Source organism: Cupriavidus basilensis OR16 (assembly GCF_000243095.1).
GTDB lineage: Bacteria > Pseudomonadota > Gammaproteobacteria > Burkholderiales > Burkholderiaceae > Cupriavidus > Cupriavidus basilensis_D.
The window spans coordinates 1-19816 of record NZ_AHJE01000085.1 but is presented as its reverse complement, the minus strand read 5'-3'; the positions used below and the strand labels follow the sequence as shown (position 1 = coordinate 19816).

The window sequence follows — 19816 nt, the reverse complement described above, 5'->3', positions numbered from 1 at the left end:
GCCGTGCAGAAACGTTTTTACAATACATCATCCTTCGGCCAAACAACAAGGGTAGTGTTTACCATTATTGCTCCAGTTTTTAAGCAGAATAACAATGCATCACAGTTGTGGAAACGTTTCCTCTACTTGGTGGTAATGAAGTTCAAAAACTGGAAAGAGACTGCAGAAAAACTTATCGGAGACATGAAAATGACGCAGTTCAAGGAAAGAGTAGCCCTGATCACTGGTGGTGCATCGGGCATTGGCGCTGCCACAGCTCGCTTGCTGACCCAGCGGGCGGCAACCGTCGTTATTGCCGACCTGCCCAATAGCAACGGCGCCAAGGTCGCCCAGGAAATTGGCGGCGAGTTCATGCCGCTAGATGTGACCAGCGAGTCGAACTGGGCGCAGACCGTCCAATCCATTCTGCAGCGGCATGGCAGGCTGGATGTGCTCGTCAACGCGGCAGGCATTGTTGGCGACGTCGTCAATGGCACCTTGGCCAAGACGACGCTCGATGACTGGCATCGCGTGCTTTCCGTCAACCTGGACGGGACCTTCCTCGGGTGCCGCGAGGCGATGGCCGCGATGCAGAAAACTGGCGCAGGTTCGATCATCAACCTCGCTTCTGTGGGCGCCTACTACCCGACAACGCAAAGCGTCGCGTACGGAGCCAGCAAAGGCGCGGTAACGCAATTGACCAAGACGGTTGCCCTGACTGGCGCAGAAAATGGCAACAGGATTCGCTGCAACTCCGTACATCCCGGAAAAACGTCGACGCCGATGCTTGAGAGCATCTTCACGCAATACCAACAGCGCCAGGCTGCAGGCGACGTAGACCCCAGGGCGAAAGGACGCCAGATTCCGCTCGGCGACGAGGGACGCGCGGAGGATGTCGCAAATCTGATCGCATTCCTTGCATCGGACGAAGCTGGCTATATCACGGGCGGGGAGTTCACCGTGGATGGCGGGTGGCGGCTGCTCCGCTAAAGGCCAGCCACGGCCATGCTGCCCCGCGATCAAGGCAACCGGCGAAGCCCACGCAGTTCAGCACAATTTCTCGCGGCGGCCCGGCTGGAGCCGCCCATATCTACCCAAGAAATATCCGACGGAGAACAAGGATGACCGATACATTAAGCGCCGCGCGCGTTCAGACCGTACGCGACCACATGGCACTGGAATGCACCCACGAGTGGGACGCCGTGATCAACACGTTCCAGCACCCCCGGTATGAAATGCATGCTACCGGGGTCGTGTTTGATGGCGAGGAACAGGTCCGAGGTTACTTCGATTCCTCGCGCATCCCCTTCCCCGATCTTGCCAATGAGATCATCGCCATTGCCGCGGACGATGAGACTGTTCTCGTTGATTCTGGCTATCTGGTACGCACCTCGGCCCGCTGAAGGCGAACGGCAAAGTCTTCGAGCCAACCGGCCGGAAGTTCCGCGTGCGCATGGCAGCGACTTTCGAGTTTGCCCCAAACTCGGACAAGATCATTTGCGAGCGGCCCTACTCGGCGGCGGACGCAAAGCTGCGAGCTCTTGGGTTGGTCTGACGAACTAGCGCCATCGGCATCACAAACCAGAAACCTGGCCGCATCGGGTCGGTGCTGCCGCAGACCCAGCGCATGAGCAGCTTGCCGGCGACTATCATGCTTGCCATCAGCGCGTTCATCGACAGGAATCCAGACAGGAACGTCTGTTTGGGCGATCGCAGGTAGAACCGCCTCCCCGCCCTCCTTGAGGTTCGCGGACGGCCCGGCATCCTGCATCTACGGATGCATGTGACTGATCGGCGCCATCCTGAGCGCCAGCGCGTGCCGCTGGATGCATGCAAAATAGCCAGCGCGGTACTGGATCTTGCGAAGGGCGTTGTTAGGTGGCAAACTCGCAACACTGTTGCAAAAGCGCTTTGACGCCTGTTGAGCGTCTACCGTCATTCTGCAGCCCTCGATGTCGCGACGCTCGCCACCAGAGGTATGCAATGTCCCGATCCCGCTTCAAGCCATTGTGGCCGGCGCCGCGTCGGCGCGCCTCGATACGGCAGCCGATCAGCTTCGCGTTGAACTGATTGCCGGATTCCTTCTGTAGCTTCCGAACACTGACATTCTCCAGGAGCCGCCATGCAGGACCTCGGACTTCCCCACCTCTGGGCGCAAGGCGATTTCGTCATTCGCGCGACCGCCATCATTCTACTGATCATGTCGGTGCTGTCATGGATCGTGATTATCACCAAGGCATGGGATCTGCTTCGCTTGCGGAAGATGGCAAATGGCGCAGAGAAGCGCTTCTGGCATTCAGAGGATTTCGATCACGCACTCGACACGCTTGGCGCCAGCGATGCCAACCCATTTCGCACGCTGGCCATCACCGGCCGCGAAGCCGCGCAGCACCATCGTGCCAGCCAGACGCAACTGCGCGATGCCCTCGACATCTCCGACTGGCTGACCCGCTCGCTCAAGAGCGCAATTGACGAGGCCGTGGCACGCATGCAGTCAGGCCTGGCGGTGCTGGCTTCGGTGGGCTCGACGGCGCCGTTCGTCGGCCTGTTCGGCACCGTGTGGGGCATCTATCACGCTCTGATCAGCATCGGCGCCTTGGGCATACCGACGATCGACAAGGTGGCCGGCCCCGTGGGCGAAGCACTGATCATGACCGCCTTCGGTCTCGCTGTGGCTATCCCTGCCGTGCTTGGCTACAACGCACTGAGCCGCGGCAACAAGGGCGTCATCAACAAACTCAACCGCTTTGCGCACGACCTGCACACCTACTTCGTGACTGGCACGCATGTGCGCCCCACCACCCCGGGTACTCGCGCCAACGACACATCGGTGCACCTGGCCGTCAAGAACTGAGCGTCAGACGGACTATTCCGGGAGCGCCGTTCCGGCGTGGTCGCCAACGATCGAGCGCGACGCTGGTACGCATGCCGCTCGTCGCGGTCCGCGGTCCATACGATGAGCAAGATGCCTGTCGAGGGCTTCACCGCATCCCTGGCCCATCAGCTTGGCGCATTCGGCGACCAGGCCCGAAGTCGGTAAGCCCGGCGACGAACTGCTCTGGCGTCGAAGTGGTCATGTAGTGAAAGTGAATCGTTGACATGACGAGTATCTTCGTTGGCTGGGGCTGGTCGCTCAAAGGAAAGCCTGGCCGGCGCGATGCCAGCCGCTTTACACCGAGACTCCCGCACGCAAGGGCCTGAAACCCGCGCGCAACTCCTCGGCGAAAGCCTTTGGTTGTTCCCACGCCGCGAAATGGCCGCCCTTTTCGAGGCGGTTGTAATGGATGAGCTTTGAATAGGCTCGCTCGGCCCAGCTTCGTGGCGCCGCATAGATTTCGTCTGGAAAGACGCTGACGGCGACCGGGATGGTGACGTGCTTGACATCGAAGAACGCCAGCTTGTTTTCCCAATAGAGTCGCGCTGAAGAGATGGCGGTTTTCGTTAGCCAGTACAGCGTAATGTTGTCGAGGATATCGTCGCGCGAGAGGCCCTCGGCCTGACCATCGAACACCCGTGCAATGAGCGATTGACTGGCAGCATCGTGGTCAAGGATCCAGCCGGCCAGACCGATTGGAGAGTCTTCGACGCCATAAAGCGTTTGCGGGCGGTTCGTCATCTCGATTGCATACCCGAGGCCATGCTTGAAAAAGGTATCCAGCTGCCCGTATGCATGCTGCTCGTCCGCGGACAGGCCGATGGGCGCGGGCTCACCATACTTGAGCGCCCTTGATACATCGGCGGGCACGGTCGCGGGCATGTTGACGTGAATGCCGAGCAGCTCCGGCGGGGCGATCAGCGCCATCTGCTCCGACACGGCATCGCCCCAGTCACCGCCCTGCGCCACGAACTCCTTGTAGCCGAGACGGCGCATCAGCACGATCCATGCGTGCGCGATTCGCACCGGGTCCCAGCCGGTCGTCGTCGGCTTTCCGGAGAATCCGTAGCCGGGGATCGATGGAATCACGACGTCGAACGCATCGGCTGCCTGGCCGCCATGGGCGGTCGGATCTGTAAGCGGGCCGATCACCTTCAACTGCTCGATCACCGATCCGGGCCAACCGTGGGTGATGATGACGGGCAGCGCGTTGGCGTTTTTCGACCGTACGTGGATAAAGTGGATGTCGACACCATCGATGGTGGTCATGAATTGCGGCAAGGCGTTCAGCCGGGCTTCAACTTTGCGCCAATCGTGCTGTGTCGCCCAGTAGTGGGCTAGTTGCTGCATGGTCGCCAATCTGACACCCTGCGATTCATCGGTGACGGATTCGCGCGCGGGCCAGCGTGTTGCGGCAATTCGTCGGTGCAGATCCACCAGCGCCTCCTGCGCAAAGGAAACGCGGAACGGACGGATCGCGTCGGCTGCGGCGACCGGACCCACAGAATTCCGCGCAGCCGATGCCTCGCCCGCAAGCACGGTCAGGCCCATGCCATAGCCTGCTGCTGCGGCGGAGACGCCAAGAAAGTGCCGCCGGGTAAGCCGTTTCGCTTGCGGTACCGAGTTGTCGAACGTGTTCATTCAGACTCCTTCATCTTAGGTCAGAGGCGAAGCTGTGGATGTCATAGGGCCATCCGCGCAGCAGGATCACAACCGGGCCGTTGCTCGGTTTCTCCTTTGAGATTGCGTCGAACAGTAAGGCGGAAGGTTCACTGCCCGCATCGCCGCATTCAGACCACGCGGATGATCACATCGATGTTCCCGCGCGTCGCCTTCGAGTACGGGCAGGTCTCGTGCGCGATGCGCGCGAGTGCCTCGGCGACTTCGCGCTCCACACCCGGCAGGTTGACGTTCAGCCGCGCTTGCAAAAAGTAAGCGCCATCGGTGGTGCGCAGATCGATCTCGGCGTCGACGGCGGTATCGGCGGGTAGCGCGACTTTCATCGACGCAGCCGCCAATCCCATGGCGCCGATGAAACAGGCGGACCAGCCGGCCGCGAACATCTGCTCGGGATTCGTCCCACCGCCCGTCGATCCCGGCGCCGAGAGCCGGACGTCGAGGCGTCCGTCGGAACTGCGCGATGCGCCGTCACGTCCGCCCGTGGTGTGGGTCTTGCCCGTGTACAACACTTTGTCGAGTCGAGTCATGACGATCTCCTTGCCGCGGCGGCTCAGTGATGCGAGTTGGTGGAAAAAGGATCGCGGGCCGCGAGCCGTCTAAGGTTCCCGGGTGGCAAGCCACCTGCCTGCCAGAAATCAGTGGCCATGGATGCGCCCGTAATGAGCGCCGTACCCTGATGTGCTTGCGTCATGAAGTGCTCCAGTTCGAAGTTCGTTGGTGACTGCGTGAAGCCATTGTGGTCCGGATTTCCGCCGACGCAAATGACGAATATGGACGCAATTAAGGACATCCCTTCGCATCGGATGTTTGACCTGATGAATAGCGGAGGCCGTCCCAGCCACCTCCTCACGGAATTTCGGCATGCGCAAGTTGCGGACAGAGAAACCCTGCCGACAGAAGCTGACGAATCTTCAGCGCTGATGCGCGCACCACCACCTGGGCAATGCCGCCAACTTGGCTATGGCGCCATCGTAAAGCCGATGATCAGTACATTAAAATAATTGTCATGGATACACTCCGCGATGCTCGGATGCGCTGCAAGCCATGGCTTGAGTCGGCTTCGGCAGATGCCCAGACTGACGGACTGCGCCGCCGCACACGTGGGTCAGTAGGCCTGATCGGCGACAACACGGGCCACCGTTTCCAGGGACCGCTTTAACGTGGACAGGCTGACGGAGCCGAGTGCCAACCGGATGGCATGAGGCACATGTGCTGACGTCGCGAACGGGTGGGCCGTCGACACGGAAATATGCTCGCGCATCAACGCCGCCGCAATCGCGTCTGCCCGAACCTCCTGTGGCAAGGGGAGCCAGACGAAGTACGACGCCGGATGGCTGATCCGTTTCAGCCCGCCCAGGGCTTCAACGGCAAGGCCCTGGCGCAGCGTGGCATCCCGTCGCTTGTCGGCTTCAAGCCTGGCCACGGTGCCGTCCTCGATCCAGCCGCAGGCGATAGCCGTCATGGTTGCCGGGGTGTTCCAGGTCGTTGCCCGGATGGTCCGCTCCAGCCTGGGAACCCATTCGCGCGGGGCACAGACGAAGCCGACGCGCAGCCCGGTGGCGACACTCTTCGACAGGCTCGATACATAGACCGTCGTCTCCGGAGCCAGCGATGCCAAAGGAGGTGGGGCGCCTTCCGCCAGGAACGCGTAGGCCGCGTCCTCGATGAGCATCAGTCCGTGCTGCCGAGCTATGGCGACCAGCTCCCGACGGCGCGTTGTGCTCATCACCCAGCCGAGCGGGTTATGGAGCGTCGGCATCGCGTACACGGCGCGCACTCGCCGTCGCTTGCACAGCGCCGCCAATGCGTCCAGATCCGGGCCGCGCCCAGCGACGGGAATTGGCACGAGTTCTAGCCGGTTGGCCTCGGCGGCGAGCTTGAATCCCGGGTACGTCAGCGCGTCCACGGCCACCACGTCGCCGGGCTCGAGCAAGGCCATGGCGGTTGTCGTCAGCCCGTGCTGCGCACCGCTCACGAGCAATACGGTTTCGGCCGATGCCGCCAGCCCCCGGCTGGCCAGGTGGCGCGCCACCGTCGCTCGCTCGTGCTCGCGCCCGCCGTGGGGCTGGTATCGAAGCAGGGCCTCCAGGTCGCCGGCGGCTGCGAGCTGGCGCAGCGCTGCGCGGAGAAGGTCTGCCTGATCCGGCAACGAGGGATAGTTGAAGGTCAGGTCTACCGTGTCAGCGCTCCAGGCATGCAGGTCAATGCCTTGTCCGCGAGGGAGCGGCTCCTTGACGAACGTGCCGCGACCGGCTTCTCCGCTCACCAGCCCCATCGCTTGCAACTCCGCGTAGACGCGCGTGGCCGTGACCAGCGCCAGTCCTTCGCGAGCCGCGAGATCGCGGTGCGTTGGCAGTCGCGTCCCGGGACGCAGCCGCCGCGCACGGATATCGGCCGCGAGACGGTCGACCAGTTGCTTGTATCGGGGTTGGGATCCTGACCTTTGAAGGCTTCAACGAACTCGACTCCCTGATCGCGCTCGGCATCCTCAACCGGGTCAAGCAACCCGGCTGGCGGGTGTCGATCGCCAGTCCGGCGGGCAAGGTGCGTTCGATGAACGGTGTGGTGATGGAGGCGCAAGCGTCGCTAAAGGACGCATGCGACGCGGACGCCGTGCTGGTGGGCAGCGGGGTACGGACCCGGGACGTTGTCGCTGATGCCACGTTGATGTCGCAACTGAGGTTCGACACATCGCGCCAGTTGCTGGGCGCGCAGTGCTCGGGAACCCTCATGCTTGCCAAGCTGGGCCTGCTGGACGACGTTCCAGCCTGCACGGACCTGACCACCAAGCCGTGGGTCGAGGAGGCAGGTGTGGCCGTGCTCAATCAGCCATTCGTGGCCAAGGGAAATGTCGCGACTGCCGGCGGCTGCCTGTCGTCGCAGTATCTGGCGGCCTGGTTCATCGCACGTCTGGCAGGCGTCGAGGCTGCACGTAGCGCGATTCACTATGTGGCGCCAGTGGGAGAGAAGGAGGTCTACGTGACGCGCGCGATGGCGAATATAGCGCCGTTCCTCTGATACGCACGGCGTTCCGCAATGAACTCCGCATCCAGGATGCTTCCGACGCACTGAAGCGGGCCCGCGCTTTACTTCGCATGCGAATCATATATACTTCGCATGCGAAATTACTTTGAGTGCCTGCACGGCATTGCGCTACCCACCTGGAGACTTACCATGACCTCGGAAATTCGTGTCGACCTTGCCAGCGGTGTTCAGACTATTACGCTTGCCCGGCCTGACAAGAAGAATGCGTTGACCAACGAGATGTACGGCGCACTCGCCGACACGATCGAGCAGGCACAGCAGGACCGCAATATCCGGGTATTGCTGCTGCAAGGCGACGGGGACATCTTTACGGCGGGCAATGATGTGGGAGAATTCGCAGCGATAGCGGCAGGAAATGGCCCCGGCGAACGCCACGTGCAGCGCTTTCTGCGCGCCCTTGCCAACTCGACAGTACCGATTGTCGCCGCTGTCAACGGCAAGGCCGTCGGCGTCGGCACCGCGCAGGACGCGCAACTGATCACGCCCTTCGTCAACCTTGCCCTTGTTCCAGAGGCGGCTTCAAGCTACCTGCTTCCCCTGCGCATCGGGCACGCCAGGGCCTTCGAGATGTTCGCGCTGGGCGAGCCGCTTGACGCGCAAACCGCCGTGGCATGGGGCATCGCGAACAAGGTTTGCGCCAATGACCAACTGCGGGTGGAGGCGCGCCTGATGGCCGAAAAGATTGCCGCCAGGCCCGCCGGCTCCCTTAGCGCAATGAAAAAGCTCATGCGCGACGCCGAGAAACTGATCTCGCAGATGAACAGCGAAACCGCCAGGTTCGAGGAGCGGCTGGCCAGTGCCGAAGCCAAGGAAGCATTCCTGGCCTTTGCCGAGAAGCGCAAACCGGACTTCACCAAGGCCGCCCTGCAGTAAATCGAGTGCCCCGCTATCCGGCCGCTGCCCAGGCTACACCTCGCCCTCGTCGGTGGCCGGAAATTTCGTCTGCAAGCTGGTCAGCCACCGCGCTACCACGCTGATCTCGGCCGCGGTGAAATCTTCGGTCAGTTTGGCATTCAATTCCTTCATGCCAGCCTTGGAACGCTGGCGAGCCGAGCGCCCTGCCTCCGTCAGCCATAGGCGCGATGCACGGCGATCGGTCTCGTCCGGCCGGCGCTCGATCAGGCCTGCCCTTTCGGTCCTGTCAGCCAGACCGCTCATCCCGGGTGCGCCCAGATCCAGCGCTGCTGCGGCCTCGCCCATCAGCGAGCCGTCGTTCTCGCCCAGAAAGAAAAGCAGCCCAGCCTGGGTCGCTGTCACGCCCCCCGCGGCCGTGCGCGCTTGCGACCACCGCTGCAGTCGACGCTGGCCGACATTCAATAGATAGACGAGCCGGTGCTCCATGTCTGTGCCAGATAAAGGATGTCATTTAGTTCACATGCGAATTTTATCACGTGCCCGGTGTCAACATTACCCCGACTCTGGCCGGTCACGGCAATGAAGCGCTGTCGACTCCATCGACGCACCGAAAGCGGTCACTCGCCGTATATCATCGAGGCTCCGCACGAACGTAGCCGCCAAGGAGAGCACTTTGCAGGAAAACGGTCTTCGCCTATATACCGATGCTCAGTTTGCGAGCCCCTACGCCATGTCGGTTTTTGTGGCGCTTCACGAAAAGCGATTGCCGTTTGACCTTTCGACTGTGGACCTCGGCAGTCGCGCGAATCATGACGCGAGCTATGCAGCAAAGTCGTTGACGCAGCGCGTACCCACGCTGACGCATGGAAACTTCGCCTTGTCCGAGTCGTCGGCAATCACCGAATACCTTGACGAGGCATTCCCGGAAACCCTCGTCTATCCACAAGACAGATACCTTCGTGCGAGAGCACGCCAAGTGCAAGCTTGGCTGCGCAGCGATCTGATGCCCATCAGACAGGAGCGCTCAACGGAGGTGGTGTTCTACGGGGTGCCAGGCGCGCCGCTTACCCCTGCGGCCCGCGCTGCGGCCCAGAAGTTGTTTGCTGCGGCCGAGGCTTTGCTCTGCGGAAATGCACCAAATCTCTTTGGGCCATGGTGCATCGCCGATACGGATCTGGCGTTAATGCTTAATCGCCTCATCCTGAATGGCGATCCGGTACCGACCAGGCTAGTAGACTACACAGCAGGTCAGTGGGAGATTGTCAACGGCGCGGTGTGCTGAACCGCTGGCCGGCGCTCGTCTATCACCGTCCAACCGGCGCGGTGGAACGTCGCCCTGCATTTGCCGTTGACCGCAAGATGCGGGGCGGTTCGCCAACTATTACAAGATAGCCATGTCCCGATACGTTGCCTTTCTTCGCGGCGTCAGCCCGATGAACGCCCGGATGACCGAACTCAAGCGCTGCTTCGAGGCGGCGGGCTTCTCCGAAGTGAAAACCTTGCTCTCTAGCGGGAACGTCGTGTTCAACGCGCAATCGTCGTCACTGGCCAGCCTGGAGCGACGGGCCGAGAAGGCGATGCAATCTGAACTGGGCCGCAGCTTCGACACCTACGTCCGGCCGGCCCGCTATCTCCAGGACCTCATCGACTCGGACCCCTTCGCCGAGTTCAGCCTTGCGCCTTCGGCCAAGCGGGTTGTCACCTTTCTGCGCAGCCCGGTGTCGCCAGACGTGAAGCTGCCCATAGAGCACGACGGCGCAAGCATCGTCAAGGCCAACGCCACGGAGGTCTTCAGCGCCTACGTGCCTGACCCGAAGAAAGGCCCCGTGTTCATGCGCCTGCTCGAACGCTCGTTCGGGAAGGACATCACCACTCGCACGCTCGATACGGTCATCAAGTGTGCCCGGGCATAGGCTTCATGCGTAAAGCGATCGCCCGAACGCCCCCGCGGCGAGACCTAACGGCGGAGTATCAATCAGCCGCGGTCAGATGCGCGATAGACGCGACTCAGCAAACGATGGCGTATCAGCCCGCTCGCCGGGCGAATCAACAACCAGTAGACATTGAAGCGTTGTCGAACCGCATCGTCCCGACACCAGACGCGTGTCCGAGTCGTCAATTTCGTTCCCTGGCCCACGTCCTCCGCCGTGAAATTCATGACTAGCTTGGCAATCCCCATAGGATCCAGCGTAGCGAAGGCCTCGGGATCCGGCACGGAGACAAGGCCGAAATCGGTGCGCCAAAAACGCCCGGCCAGCCCGAATGCCAGCTCTCGATCTCCGTCTCTGCCAAGATTTGTAAAGTTCGACAACCCGAATGCGGGGCTGTGCTTCAGCGCCGAGGGAAAACCCAGCCGGCCGGCCAACCGGTTTGGCATCTCGCGCAACGTGATAAGGCTGCGGGCCACGGGATCGTCGAAAACATGGGGTTGGGTCACGATATCCAGCACGCGGCCGGGAGATGCCGGGATATGACGACCGTGAACTTCTTCAAATTGATATTGCGGCAGGTATCGGTTGATCAGTTCCATAGCCTTGTCGATCGGTTCCGGCTCCGGCCGGGTTCGCTTCAATTCTATCTGGAGCGCAGCCGTTGGTGGGATTGACCGCCTGGCATGCGTGCCAGCGCAGACCAACTAGGCCAGATCGCCACCCTCATCGACGCAGGCGCGATCAGGCCCGTGATTGACCGGGTGTTCCCGTTCGAGTCAACCAAAGAGGCTTTGGCTTACGTAGAGACAGGACGTGCACGGGGTAAGGTTGTCATCAAGATCCGATAGAAGGCGCTAAGCCTGCCTGTGCTTACCGACGAACTGCTGCATTGGACGCTTGCCGCCCACGTTTAGCCTTGAATGAACGCTGGCGCCGGTGGCCCCGTCAAAACAACGCTTTCTGCCCCGTCACCAGCGTCTCGAATGCATCGTCCAGGAAGGGCAGGATGGCGTCGGCCACCGGCTGCAACTGGCGTGTGAGGTAGTGGTCGTAGTCGATGGGCGAGCGCCGGGTTTCCAGCGGCTCCGGGCCGGCCACCGTCATCACGTAGCTGATCCAGCCGCCGTTCTGGTATTGCAACGGCCGCCCCGCCTCCAGGTTGAACGCATCGGCGATACGGGCCGCGCGCACGTGCGGCGGCACGTTGCGCTGATAGTCTTCGAGCGTGCGGCGCAGCCGTTTGCGGTAGACCAGGTGCGCGTCGAACTCGCCGCTCATGGTGCGGCGGACGTAGTCCTGCACGTATTCCCGGTACGGCTGCTTCTTGAACACGCGTTGATAAAGCTCTTGCTGGAACTGCTGGGCCAGGGGTGTCCAGTCCGTGCGTACCGTTTCCAGGCCCTTGTAGACCATCTCCTCGCTGCCGTCCGCCTTGGCGACCAGCCCCGCATAGCGCTTCTTGCTGCCCTGCTCTGCTCCGCGCACGGTCGGCATCAGGAAGCGGCGATAGTGGGTCTCGTACTGCAACTCAAGCGCGCTCTCCAGCCCGTACTGCTGCTGCAGATGCTGCTGCCACCACTGGTTCACTTGCAGGACAAGCATGCGGCCAATCCTGTCGGCATCCTCCTCCGCATGCGGCTGCTTCAGCCAGACAAAGGTCGAATCGGTATCGCCATAGATCACCTGGTAGCCCTGCGCCTCGATCAGCTCGCGCGTGCGGTGCATGATTTCGTGGCCCCGCATGGTGATCGACGATGCCAGGCGAGGATCGAAAAAGCGGCAGACGCTGGACCCGAGCACCCCATAGAACGCATTCATGATGATCTTCAGGGCCTGCGACAAGGGCTTGTTCCCCTCGCGCTTGGCGGCCTCCCGGCCTTGCCAGATCTGCTTGACAATGGCCGGCAGGCAATGCTGGGTGCGCGAGAAGCGCGCGCCGCGAAATCCCGGCACCGAGCTTTCGTCGGACGGATCCCGCAGCCCTTCCACCAGCCCGAGCGGATCGATCAGAAAGGTGCGGATGATGGACGGGTACAGGCTCTTGTAGTCCAGCACCAGCACGGAATCGTACAGCCCGGGCCGCGAATCCATGACAAAGCCGCCGGGGCTGGCGCCCTGCGGCACCTCGCCCAGGTTCGGGGCGACATAGCCCTGGCGATGCATCAGGGGCATGTACAGGTGCGTGAAGGCGGCCACGCTGCCGCCGCTGCGGTCGGCTGGCAATCCCGTGACGGCGGCCCGCTCCAGCAGGAAGGTCAGCAACTCGGTCTTGGCAAAGATCCGGGTCACCAGCTCACAGTCCTTGAGGTTGTAGCGCGCCAGCGCCGGCTTGTCTTCGGCGAAGCGGCGGTCGATCTCCGCCATCCGCTGATACGGGTTGTCGATGGACTTGCCCTCGCCCAGCAGCGCCTGCGCCACGCTCTCCAGGCTGAAGGAAGGGAAATTCCAGGTGGCGGACCGCAGCGCCTCAATGCCGTCGATGATCAGGCGGCCGGCAGCGGAGGCAAAGAAATGGTTCTCCTTGAATCCGTGCTCGCGCCACTCCAGCACATTGCCGCCCCGGCCAAACAGCAGCGGGACCTGGTAACGATCCGCGTGCTTCTGCAACACGCGCAAGTCGAACTGCACCACGTTCCAGCCAATGATGGCGTCGGGATCATGCTGCGCCAGCCATTGGTTGAGCTTTTGCAGCATCAGCGGGTGGCTTGCGCAGTACTCCAGGTCGAAGTCCAGCGGCGTATCGGCGCCGTTGGGCGGGCCGAGCATATACACCTGGCGCTGCCCGCAGCCTTCCAGCGCGATGGAGTACAGGTCGCCGTGCGCGGTGGTTTCGATGTCCAGCGACGCCAGCTTCAGCGTCGGCCGATAGGCTGGCCCTGGCTTCATCTGGCTGTTGAGCAGGGGGCCCCCGCTGTTGGCCGCGTTGGGCTCGCCGGCAAACCAGGCGGGCGCGGTGATGAAGCGCTCCATCAGGTAGCGCTCCGGGGGGCGGATATCGGCTTCGTAGACGCTGACGCCGGCCTCCTTCAGCAGCTTCTCCAGCTTGGAGAGCTGGCGATAGTGCTGGCAATACAGCCCCAGCACCGGGCGGCGATGAAAATCGGCCAGGGGCAGTTCGCGCAGTTCCACATTGCGCTCGCCACGCAAGACCGCCTCGGCGGCCGCGCGCTGCTCGGCGGGGATAAACGCCACCGAGGGCTGAGGCGCCAGGCGGATATGCTGAGGGCCACTGTCGGTTGCCAGCCAGAACTCGACTTCCGTCCCGGCAGCCGTATCGCGCCAATGCCGAGTCAGAAGAAAACCCTGTTGTCGTTGAGCCACCTGCCGCCTTTGAAAACCCTTAGCCACCCTTAGCCGGCTATTTTACTGGTCCTTTGCCAGTCAAGCCCCGGTCAGGCCGGATTACCGCGTATAGGGACAACGGATTGCGTGTCACACGAATTTCCCGGTGATGCCGCCATCCACCACCAGCTCCGTGCCGGTGACATAGGCCGCCGCGTCGGAGGCCAGGAAGGCGCAGGCGTGGGCCACGTCCCATGCACTGCCCATGCGGCCCATCGGCACTTGCGCGGCACGCGCCCGCCGTGCCTCGTCCAGGCTTGTGCCGGAGAACATCTTCGCCACCGTGGTGGCAATGCGCGGCGTGTCGATCAGCCCCGGCACCACGGTGTTGGCACGCACGCCATGCGCCGCATATTGCTGCGCCAGCATGCGCGTGAACTGCGTCACGGCGGCCTTGGTCACGCTGTAGGCCAGGTGCGGATAGCCCACGTAGCGCATGCCGGCGCTGGCTGGCCAGCAGCAGGCTGCGCACGTTGACGGCGTGGATGCGGTCCAGGTCGTCCGCGCTGGTTTCCATCGGGCCACCGGTCTTGCCGATGCCCACGTTGTGATGCAGCACGTCCACCATGCCGAAGCACTCGCGCGCCGCGGCAAAGAGCCGCACGACTTCGGCCTCCACTGACACATCGCCCGTGAACGTCTGCGCGATGCCACCTTCGGCCCGGATCAGCGCCGTGGTTTCTTCGGCCGAGGCCGCATCGCGATCCACCACGCACACCTGCGCGCCCAGGCGCGCGTAGGTCACGCTGGCCGCGCGGCCGATGCTCCAGCCCGGTCCCGCGGAGCCCGCACCGGCGACAAAGACCGTGCGGCCCGAGAGATCGAGCGGCAATGCGTGCGGGCGCGCCGCGCCAGCCGGGTTTTCGCCCGGGTTCGATGTGCCCGTCATTTCACGCGCCCTCCCCTGGCCGATGCCCGCCTTCGCCCACGTAAGGAATCGCGTGCTCGATCGTGTCCCAGATAAAGCGTCCCGAGGGGCTTTGCTGTTCTTCGACAATGTGCGCCACCAGCCCGGCCGCGCGCGAGATCACGGCAAAGCCTCGCATCACGGCCGTGGGCACGCCCAGCTCACCCAGCAAGGCGGCCACGGCGCCGGTGGCGTTGATGGTGATGGGCCGGCCGGCCACGGCATCCACCGCGCTGGACAGGCGCTCCAGCGCGCGGATCTTGTCACCGGCAAGGTCCGGCTCGGCGCGCCCCATTTCCAGCAGCTTGTAGGCGCGCGGGTCCACCGGCTTGTGCAAGTGGTGGCCAAAGCCGGGCACATGGCTCTTGATCGACTTGTAGTGGCGCGCGATCTCCATGGCCTCGGCATCGGGATCGGCGGCGGCGCTGATGCGGTCGAGCAGTTGCGCGCAGTTCTCCATGGTGCCGACGAAGGAGCTGCCCACCGCCAGCAAGCCGGCCGACACGGCGCCCTGCAGGTTCTCGGGCGCGCTCATGTAGATCAGCCGCGTGGCGATGGCGCTGGGCGTGAGGCCGTGCTCCATCAGCACGATCAGCACCACGTCGGTGATACGCAGGTCCACCGGGCGCGGCTCGCGGCCCAGGATCTGCATGAGCATGACCTCGGTGAAGGTCTTCTTGCCCATCAGGTCCTCAACCAGGTCAGCATCGCGGTAATGCAGGCTGGTGAGGGTGTGGGTGCAAAGGCGGGTAACGGGCTTGGAGGAAGCGGAGGAAGTCATGATTGGTTCCCAGTGGATTGGTTGGCAGCGGTCGGGGCCTCAGGCGCTGAAGGGGCAATGGCGCGATCGCGCACGGCGGTCTTGAGTACCTTGCCCACGGCGGAGCGCGGCAGGCTCGCATGGAAATGGATGCGCTTGGGCGTTTGCACCGGGCCAAGGCGCTCGCGCACAAAGGCGATCAGCTCGCCTTCGGTGGCATGCTGGCCGGGGCGCAGCTGCACGGCGGCCTGCACCGCCTCGCCCCATTTCTCGTCGGGCACGCCGAACACCGTGCATTCGTGCACCGCGGGGTGCTGGCCCAGCGCGTTCTCCACATCCACCGGATAGACGTTGAAGCCGCCGGTGATGACCATGTCCTTGAGCCGGTCCTTGAGATACAGGTAGCCGCGTTCGTCGATCAGGCCGCGGTCGCCCGTGTGCAGCCAGCCGTCCACCAGCGTCTCGGCGGATTTCTCCGGCAGGCGCCAGTAGCCACTCATCACCAGGTCGCCGCGCGCCACCACCTCGCCGACTTCGCCCGGGGGCAGCAGGCGGCCATCAGGGGCCATGATGGCAACGTCGCTGAACCAGGTGGGCAGGCCCACGGCGGCCCAGTTGCGCTCGTCCTCGAAATCCGCGGGGCGCATCACCGTGAGGCTTTGGGGCGCCTCCGTCTGCCCATAGGTGGTGCCTAGCACCGGGCCGAAAAAGTCGCGCACCTCGCGGATCTTCTCGGGCGGCATCGGCGCGCCGCCGTAGATCAGGCGGCGCAGGCAGGGAAAGTCCGCGCGCGCGGCACCGGGCAGCGCCATCAGCATGTAGACCAGCGTGGGCGGCATGAAACACACGGTGCCGCCGCGCTCGCGAAACGCGGCGCGCACCGCCTCGGCGCCGGCTTCGGCCAGCACCACGTGGCAGCCGCCCTGCGCCAGGATGGGCAGCAGGTAGGTCGACGTGCCATGCGTGATCGGCGCGGCCACGATGTAGCGCTCGTGCTCGTCAAAGCCCCAGGCGTGGATCTGGTTGGAGACGTTGGTCATCCAGGCGCGGTACGGCTGCATCACGCCCTTGGGCGCGCCGGTGGTGCCGCCGGTGAACTTGATGGCCTGCGTGGCATTCTCCGGCAGCGCAAAGGCCGGGCGCAACGCGCCGGCATGCCGCGCGATCAGCGCGGCCACCGACATCTCCCCGGCCGGCGGCGAGCCGCTGTAGATACGCGCGCCCGCCGCGCCCTCCAACAGGTCGGCGCAGGCCACGTCGATCACCAGGATGGAGGGCTCGGTAGCGTCGATGATGCGGCGGATCTCAGGCCGGGTGCTCTTGGGGTTCAGCGGCACCCAGACCTTGCCGCAGGCCAGCACCGCCAGCAGCGCGACGATGTGCTCGGCGCTGTTCCTGGCGCAGATCCCCACGCGGCTTTGCAGGGTGCCGTCGAGCGCATTGAGCGCCGTGGCCAGCGCGGCTACCTGGGCGGCCAGGGCGTCGTAGCGGATCGCGCCCTCGGGGGCGTCGATGGCAATGTTGCCGGGCCAGCGCGCCGCGGCGCGCCAGAAGAAATCGATCGGGTACATGGTAGGCAACGCTCCTTGTTTCTTATTCGGCCTTGGCGCCGGACTGTTTCACCACGTCGTGCCAGCGCTTGGTTTCCGCCGCGATCAGGCGGCGCAATTGCTCGGGTGTGCCGGGCTCGGGGGTGGCCGCCAGGTCCTGCAGGCGCTGGCGCACGTCTGGCGCGGCCAACACCTTGTTGAGGGCGGAATTCAGGCGCTCGATCACCGGCCGCGGCGTGCCGGCGGGCGCGGCCAGGCTGAACCACGATTGCACGTCAAAGCCGGGAAAGCCCGACTCGGCAACGGTCGGCACATCGGGCAGCAGCGGCGAGCGCTGGGCGCTGGTGATGGCAATGGCGCGCAGCCGCCCCGCCTTCACGTGCGGCAGTGCCGAAGGCGTGTTGTCGAACATCGATTGCACCTGCCCACCCAGCAGGTCGGTCACCGCCGGCGCGCTGCCCCGATACGGGATGTGCAGCATGTTCAGCCGGGCCTGCATCTTGAACATCTCGCCCGACAGGTGGATGGACGAGCCGCTGCCCGACGAGGCAAAGGTGATACCGTCCCGCGACTCCTTGGCAAAGCGGATGTAGTCGGCCAGGGTCTTCACCGGCAGCTTGGGGTTCACCACCAGGATGTTGGGAATCCTGGCGATCAGCCCGATGGGCTCGAAGTCCTTCTGCGGGTCGTAGCCAAGCTTGTCGTACAGCGACGCGTTGATGGTGTTGGCGATGGTGTAGACGTAGAGCGTGTAGCCATCGGGCGCGGACTTGGCCACGACCTCCGCACCCACGTTACTGTTGGCGCCCGCCCGGTTGTCCACCACCATCGGCTGGCCCAGCTGCTCGCCCAGCTTGAGCGCGACGATGCGCGCGATCACGTCGGTGGCGCCGCCGGCGGAGTAGCCAACCACGAGCTTGATGGGCTTGGTGGGCCAGGCGGCGGGCTGGGCGGCGGGTTGCGCATTGAGAGGCAGCGCGAGGCTGCAGGCTAAGGCCGCCGCGAACGCCAGCAGGCGTCGGCGCGGTGCATTGTGCAAGGTCATTGGTTTGTCTCCTGATTGGCGGTGCCATGCCGTCGCGGGCCCCCTTCTGGCCGCGCTGCGGCATACTTCGGGTGGCTTCCATCGACCGAGAAATTCTTCCCCATGCCTGCCCGCACCGCCAATCAAAACGTCCGTCTGCCGGACGTTTCCTCCAAAGGCAGGGCGGTCCTCAGCCCCCTTCCGGACGCTGCCGACCCCGCCGAAGACGGCGGCAGCCGCACGCTGCGGCGCGGCCTGCAATTGCTGGATGCGGTGCTGGCCAGCGGCCGCGAAGGCCTGCGCGTGGTCGACCTGTGCCGCATCGCGGCGCTGGAGCGCGCCACGGTCTACCGGTTGCTGGCTACCCTGATGGAAAGCGGCTACGTGGCCCAGCGCGGGCGCTTTCGCTATGTGGCGGGGCCGCGCCTGTCGGCGCTTGCGCAGCCGCATGCCACCGATGGCCTGGCGGCTCGCCTACAGCCGGTGCTGGCCCGCGTGAGCGCCGCCTGCGGGGATGCCGCCTTCGCCATCGTGCGCGAAGGCGCGATCTCGCACTGCATCGCGCGCCATGTCGGGACTCACCCGGTGCAGATCCTCGTCATCCAGGTCGGCACGCGCCAGCCGCTGGGCGTCGGCGCCGCCGGGCTGGCCCTGCTGGCAGCGCTGCCGCAAGACGACGTGGCGCAATGCATCGCCGCCAACGCCGCGGCGCTTGGCCACTATGGCGGCATGACGCCCGAGCGCATGAACATCCTGGTGCGCGCCACGCGCGAGCGCGGCTGGTCCGTGATCGGCAATCACGCCACCAGCGGCGTGCTGGCCGTGGGCATGGCGGTGCACGCCGCCGACGGCGAGCCGGTGGCGGGCATCAGCGTGGCCTCCACGCTGGCCCGCATGCCGCGCGAGCGGCAGCAACTGATTGCGCGGGCCATGCGGGAAGCGCTGGCGGCGTTGTTGCCCAAGGGGCTGTGAGCGAGGTGGTGGCGCGTCGCTAGTCGGGCTTCAGGCTAGCCGCTGCGCGCGGCACGCGCAGCCTTCGGCCGAACACCTGGCTACCGGTCAGCAGCGCCAGCTGGCCTACAAGGCCCCGGCGGAACAGCAGGACACAGGCGATAAAGATGACGCCCGTCACCATGGTGACCGACTCGCCCAGTGCACCGAACCACGCGATGCCCGTGACGGAAGCCAGGAAATTGCCGATTGCGCCCAGCCTGGTCTCCAGCGCCACCACCACGAAGGCGCCGGCCAGCGGGCCGGATAGCGTGCCCAGGCCGCCCACCAGCGTCATCAGGATCACCGAGCCGGACATTGACCAGTGCACGTCGGTGAGCGTGGCAAAGCCCAGCACCAGCGCCTTGATCGACCCGGCCAGCCCGGACAGCGCCGCGGACAGCACGAACGCCATGAGCTTGTAGCGGTCGGTGTCATAGCCCAGCGAGATGGTGCGCGGCTCGTTCTCCTTGATTGCCCTCAGGATCTGGCCAAATGGGGAATGCACCGTGCGCACGATCAGCGCGAACGCCGCCACGATGACCGCCAGCGCCACGTAGTACAGCGTCAGGTCGTCGGCCAGCGGCAGCACGCCGAACAGCTTGCCGCGCGGTATCGCCTGCAGGCCATCCTCGCCGCCCGTGGCTGGCGCCTGCAGGCAGACAAAGAACAGCATCTGCGCCAGCGCCAGCGTGATCATCGAGAAATAGATGCCCTGGCGCCGGATCGCCAGCAACCCCACCACGTAGCCGGTCAGGCCGCCGGCCAGCGTCCCCAGCACCATGCCCGCTTCCGGCGTGACGCCCCACACTTTCATGGTATCGGCCCGCCGCATACGCCCGCGCCGCCGAAGAAGGCCGCATGGCCGAACGACAGCA

Annotated in this window: 19 protein-coding genes and 3 pseudogenes; 10 read left to right on the top strand and 12 right to left on the bottom strand. The window is 64.3% G+C overall.

Annotation, left to right across the window (positions count from 1 at the left end):
• The first annotated feature begins 3 nt into the window (after window positions 1-3).
• Both OR16_RS27750 and OR16_RS46445 read left to right on the top strand, forming a co-directional pair.
• Window positions 4-969 (top strand): SDR family NAD(P)-dependent oxidoreductase, encoded by a 966-nt coding sequence (locus tag OR16_RS27750; protein ID WP_141639925.1) that lies wholly within the window; start codon window positions 4-6, stop codon window positions 967-969.
• A gap of 131 nt (window positions 970-1100) precedes the next feature.
• The gene (locus tag OR16_RS46445; protein WP_006161686.1) at window positions 1101-1382 is read left to right on the top strand and encodes a nuclear transport factor 2 family protein; all 282 of its coding nucleotides are present in this window, start codon (window positions 1101-1103) and stop codon (window positions 1380-1382) included.
• Window positions 1383-1488: 106 nt separating this feature from the next.
• On the opposite strand, the gene OR16_RS44665 is transcribed toward OR16_RS46445, so the two are convergent.
• Window positions 1489-1653 (bottom strand): hypothetical protein, encoded by a 165-nt coding sequence (locus OR16_RS44665; protein WP_192816464.1) that lies wholly within the window; start codon window positions 1651-1653, stop codon window positions 1489-1491.
• A gap of 448 nt (window positions 1654-2101) precedes the next feature.
• On the opposite strand from OR16_RS44665, the gene OR16_RS27740 reads away from it, so the two are divergent.
• On the top strand, window positions 2102-2833 hold the full coding sequence (locus OR16_RS27740) for a MotA/TolQ/ExbB proton channel family protein (RefSeq protein ID WP_006161684.1): 732 nt from the start codon (window positions 2102-2104) through the stop codon (window positions 2831-2833).
• Between the two features lie 315 nt (window positions 2834-3148).
• On the opposite strand, the gene OR16_RS27735 is transcribed toward OR16_RS27740, so the two are convergent.
• Window positions 3149-4495 carry an epoxide hydrolase family protein gene (locus OR16_RS27735; protein WP_006161683.1) on the bottom strand — a complete coding sequence of 449 codons (1347 nt, stop codon included), beginning with the start codon at window positions 4493-4495 and terminating at the stop codon, window positions 3149-3151.
• A 149-nt stretch (window positions 4496-4644) separates the two neighbouring features.
• Window positions 4645-5061 (bottom strand): organic hydroperoxide resistance protein, encoded by a 417-nt coding sequence (locus OR16_RS27730; protein ID WP_006161681.1) that lies wholly within the window; start codon window positions 5059-5061, stop codon window positions 4645-4647.
• A gap of 234 nt (window positions 5062-5295) precedes the next feature.
• Between OR16_RS27730 and OR16_RS43710 the strand changes: the two genes are divergently transcribed.
• Window positions 5296-5535, top strand: coding sequence for a hypothetical protein (locus tag OR16_RS43710; RefSeq protein WP_141639924.1), 240 nt, complete (start codon window positions 5296-5298; stop codon window positions 5533-5535).
• 104 nt (window positions 5536-5639) lie between these two features.
• Here OR16_RS43710 and OR16_RS27725 read toward each other — a convergent pair whose 3' ends face one another.
• Window positions 5640-6947, bottom strand: coding sequence for a PLP-dependent aminotransferase family protein (locus tag OR16_RS27725; RefSeq protein WP_043421389.1), 1308 nt, complete (start codon window positions 6945-6947; stop codon window positions 5640-5642).
• Window positions 6948-6955: 8 nt separating this feature from the next.
• On the opposite strand from OR16_RS27725, the gene OR16_RS27720 reads away from it, so the two are divergent.
• Complete coding sequence (locus tag OR16_RS27720; RefSeq protein ID WP_043421397.1) at window positions 6956-7552, top strand: DJ-1/PfpI family protein; 597 nt, start codon at window positions 6956-6958, stop codon at window positions 7550-7552.
• A gap of 156 nt (window positions 7553-7708) precedes the next feature.
• On the top strand, window positions 7709-8452 hold the full coding sequence (locus OR16_RS27715) for an enoyl-CoA hydratase-related protein (protein ID WP_006161675.1): 744 nt from the start codon (window positions 7709-7711) through the stop codon (window positions 8450-8452).
• A 33-nt stretch (window positions 8453-8485) separates the two neighbouring features.
• Here OR16_RS27715 and OR16_RS27710 read toward each other — a convergent pair whose 3' ends face one another.
• A complete protein-coding gene (locus OR16_RS27710; protein ID WP_006161674.1) occupies window positions 8486-8920 on the bottom strand; it encodes a MarR family winged helix-turn-helix transcriptional regulator in 435 nt (144 codons plus the stop codon).
• A 187-nt stretch (window positions 8921-9107) separates the two neighbouring features.
• Here OR16_RS27710 and yfcF point away from each other — a divergent pair, with 187 nt between their 5' ends.
• On the top strand, window positions 9108-9716 hold the full coding sequence (yfcF, locus tag OR16_RS27705) for a glutathione transferase (protein ID WP_006161673.1): 609 nt from the start codon (window positions 9108-9110) through the stop codon (window positions 9714-9716).
• A gap of 112 nt (window positions 9717-9828) precedes the next feature.
• A complete protein-coding gene (locus OR16_RS27700) occupies window positions 9829-10347 on the top strand; it encodes a DUF1697 domain-containing protein (RefSeq protein ID WP_081488902.1) in 519 nt (172 codons plus the stop codon).
• Window positions 10348-10409: 62 nt separating this feature from the next.
• Here OR16_RS27700 and OR16_RS27695 read toward each other — a convergent pair whose 3' ends face one another.
• Window positions 10410-10964, bottom strand: a complete 555-nt coding sequence (locus tag OR16_RS27695; protein WP_006161671.1) for a hypothetical protein — start codon at window positions 10962-10964, stop codon at window positions 10410-10412.
• An 84-nt stretch (window positions 10965-11048) separates the two neighbouring features.
• On the opposite strand from OR16_RS27695, the pseudogene OR16_RS41875 reads away from it, so the two are divergent.
• A pseudogene (locus tag OR16_RS41875) lies at window positions 11049-11213 on the top strand (zinc-binding dehydrogenase); the annotation flags it as partial.
• Window positions 11214-11310: 97 nt separating this feature from the next.
• On the opposite strand, the gene OR16_RS27685 reads toward OR16_RS41875, so the two are convergent.
• The 5 genes and pseudogenes from OR16_RS27685 to OR16_RS27665 all read right to left on the bottom strand — a co-directional run bounded on the left by OR16_RS27685 (window position 11311) and on the right by OR16_RS27665 (window position 17969).
• Window positions 11311-13686, bottom strand: coding sequence for a DNA polymerase II (locus tag OR16_RS27685; RefSeq protein WP_006161669.1), 2376 nt, complete (start codon window positions 13684-13686; stop codon window positions 11311-11313).
• 111 nt (window positions 13687-13797) lie between these two features.
• Window positions 13798-14596: pseudogene (locus tag OR16_RS27680) on the bottom strand (SDR family NAD(P)-dependent oxidoreductase).
• Between the two features lies 1 nt (window position 14597).
• A complete protein-coding gene (locus OR16_RS27675; RefSeq protein ID WP_006161668.1) occupies window positions 14598-15395 on the bottom strand; it encodes a citryl-CoA lyase in 798 nt (265 codons plus the stop codon).
• The gene (locus OR16_RS27670) at window positions 15392-16945 is read right to left on the bottom strand and encodes a class I adenylate-forming enzyme family protein (RefSeq protein WP_006161667.1); all 1554 of its coding nucleotides are present in this window, start codon (window positions 16943-16945) and stop codon (window positions 15392-15394) included. Before OR16_RS27670 ends, OR16_RS27675 begins: the two co-directional genes overlap by 4 nt.
• 22 nt (window positions 16946-16967) lie before the next feature.
• Window positions 16968-17969, bottom strand: a complete 1002-nt coding sequence (locus OR16_RS27665) for a tripartite tricarboxylate transporter substrate binding protein (RefSeq protein WP_006161666.1) — start codon at window positions 17967-17969, stop codon at window positions 16968-16970.
• 102 nt (window positions 17970-18071) lie between these two features.
• Between OR16_RS27665 and OR16_RS27660 the strand changes: the two genes are divergently transcribed.
• Window positions 18072-18920, top strand: coding sequence for an IclR family transcriptional regulator (locus OR16_RS27660; RefSeq protein ID WP_006161665.1), 849 nt, complete (start codon window positions 18072-18074; stop codon window positions 18918-18920).
• A gap of 19 nt (window positions 18921-18939) precedes the next feature.
• Here the strand turns inward: OR16_RS27660 and OR16_RS27655 are convergent.
• Window positions 18940-19816, bottom strand: a pseudogene (locus OR16_RS27655) (branched-chain amino acid ABC transporter permease); the annotation flags it as partial.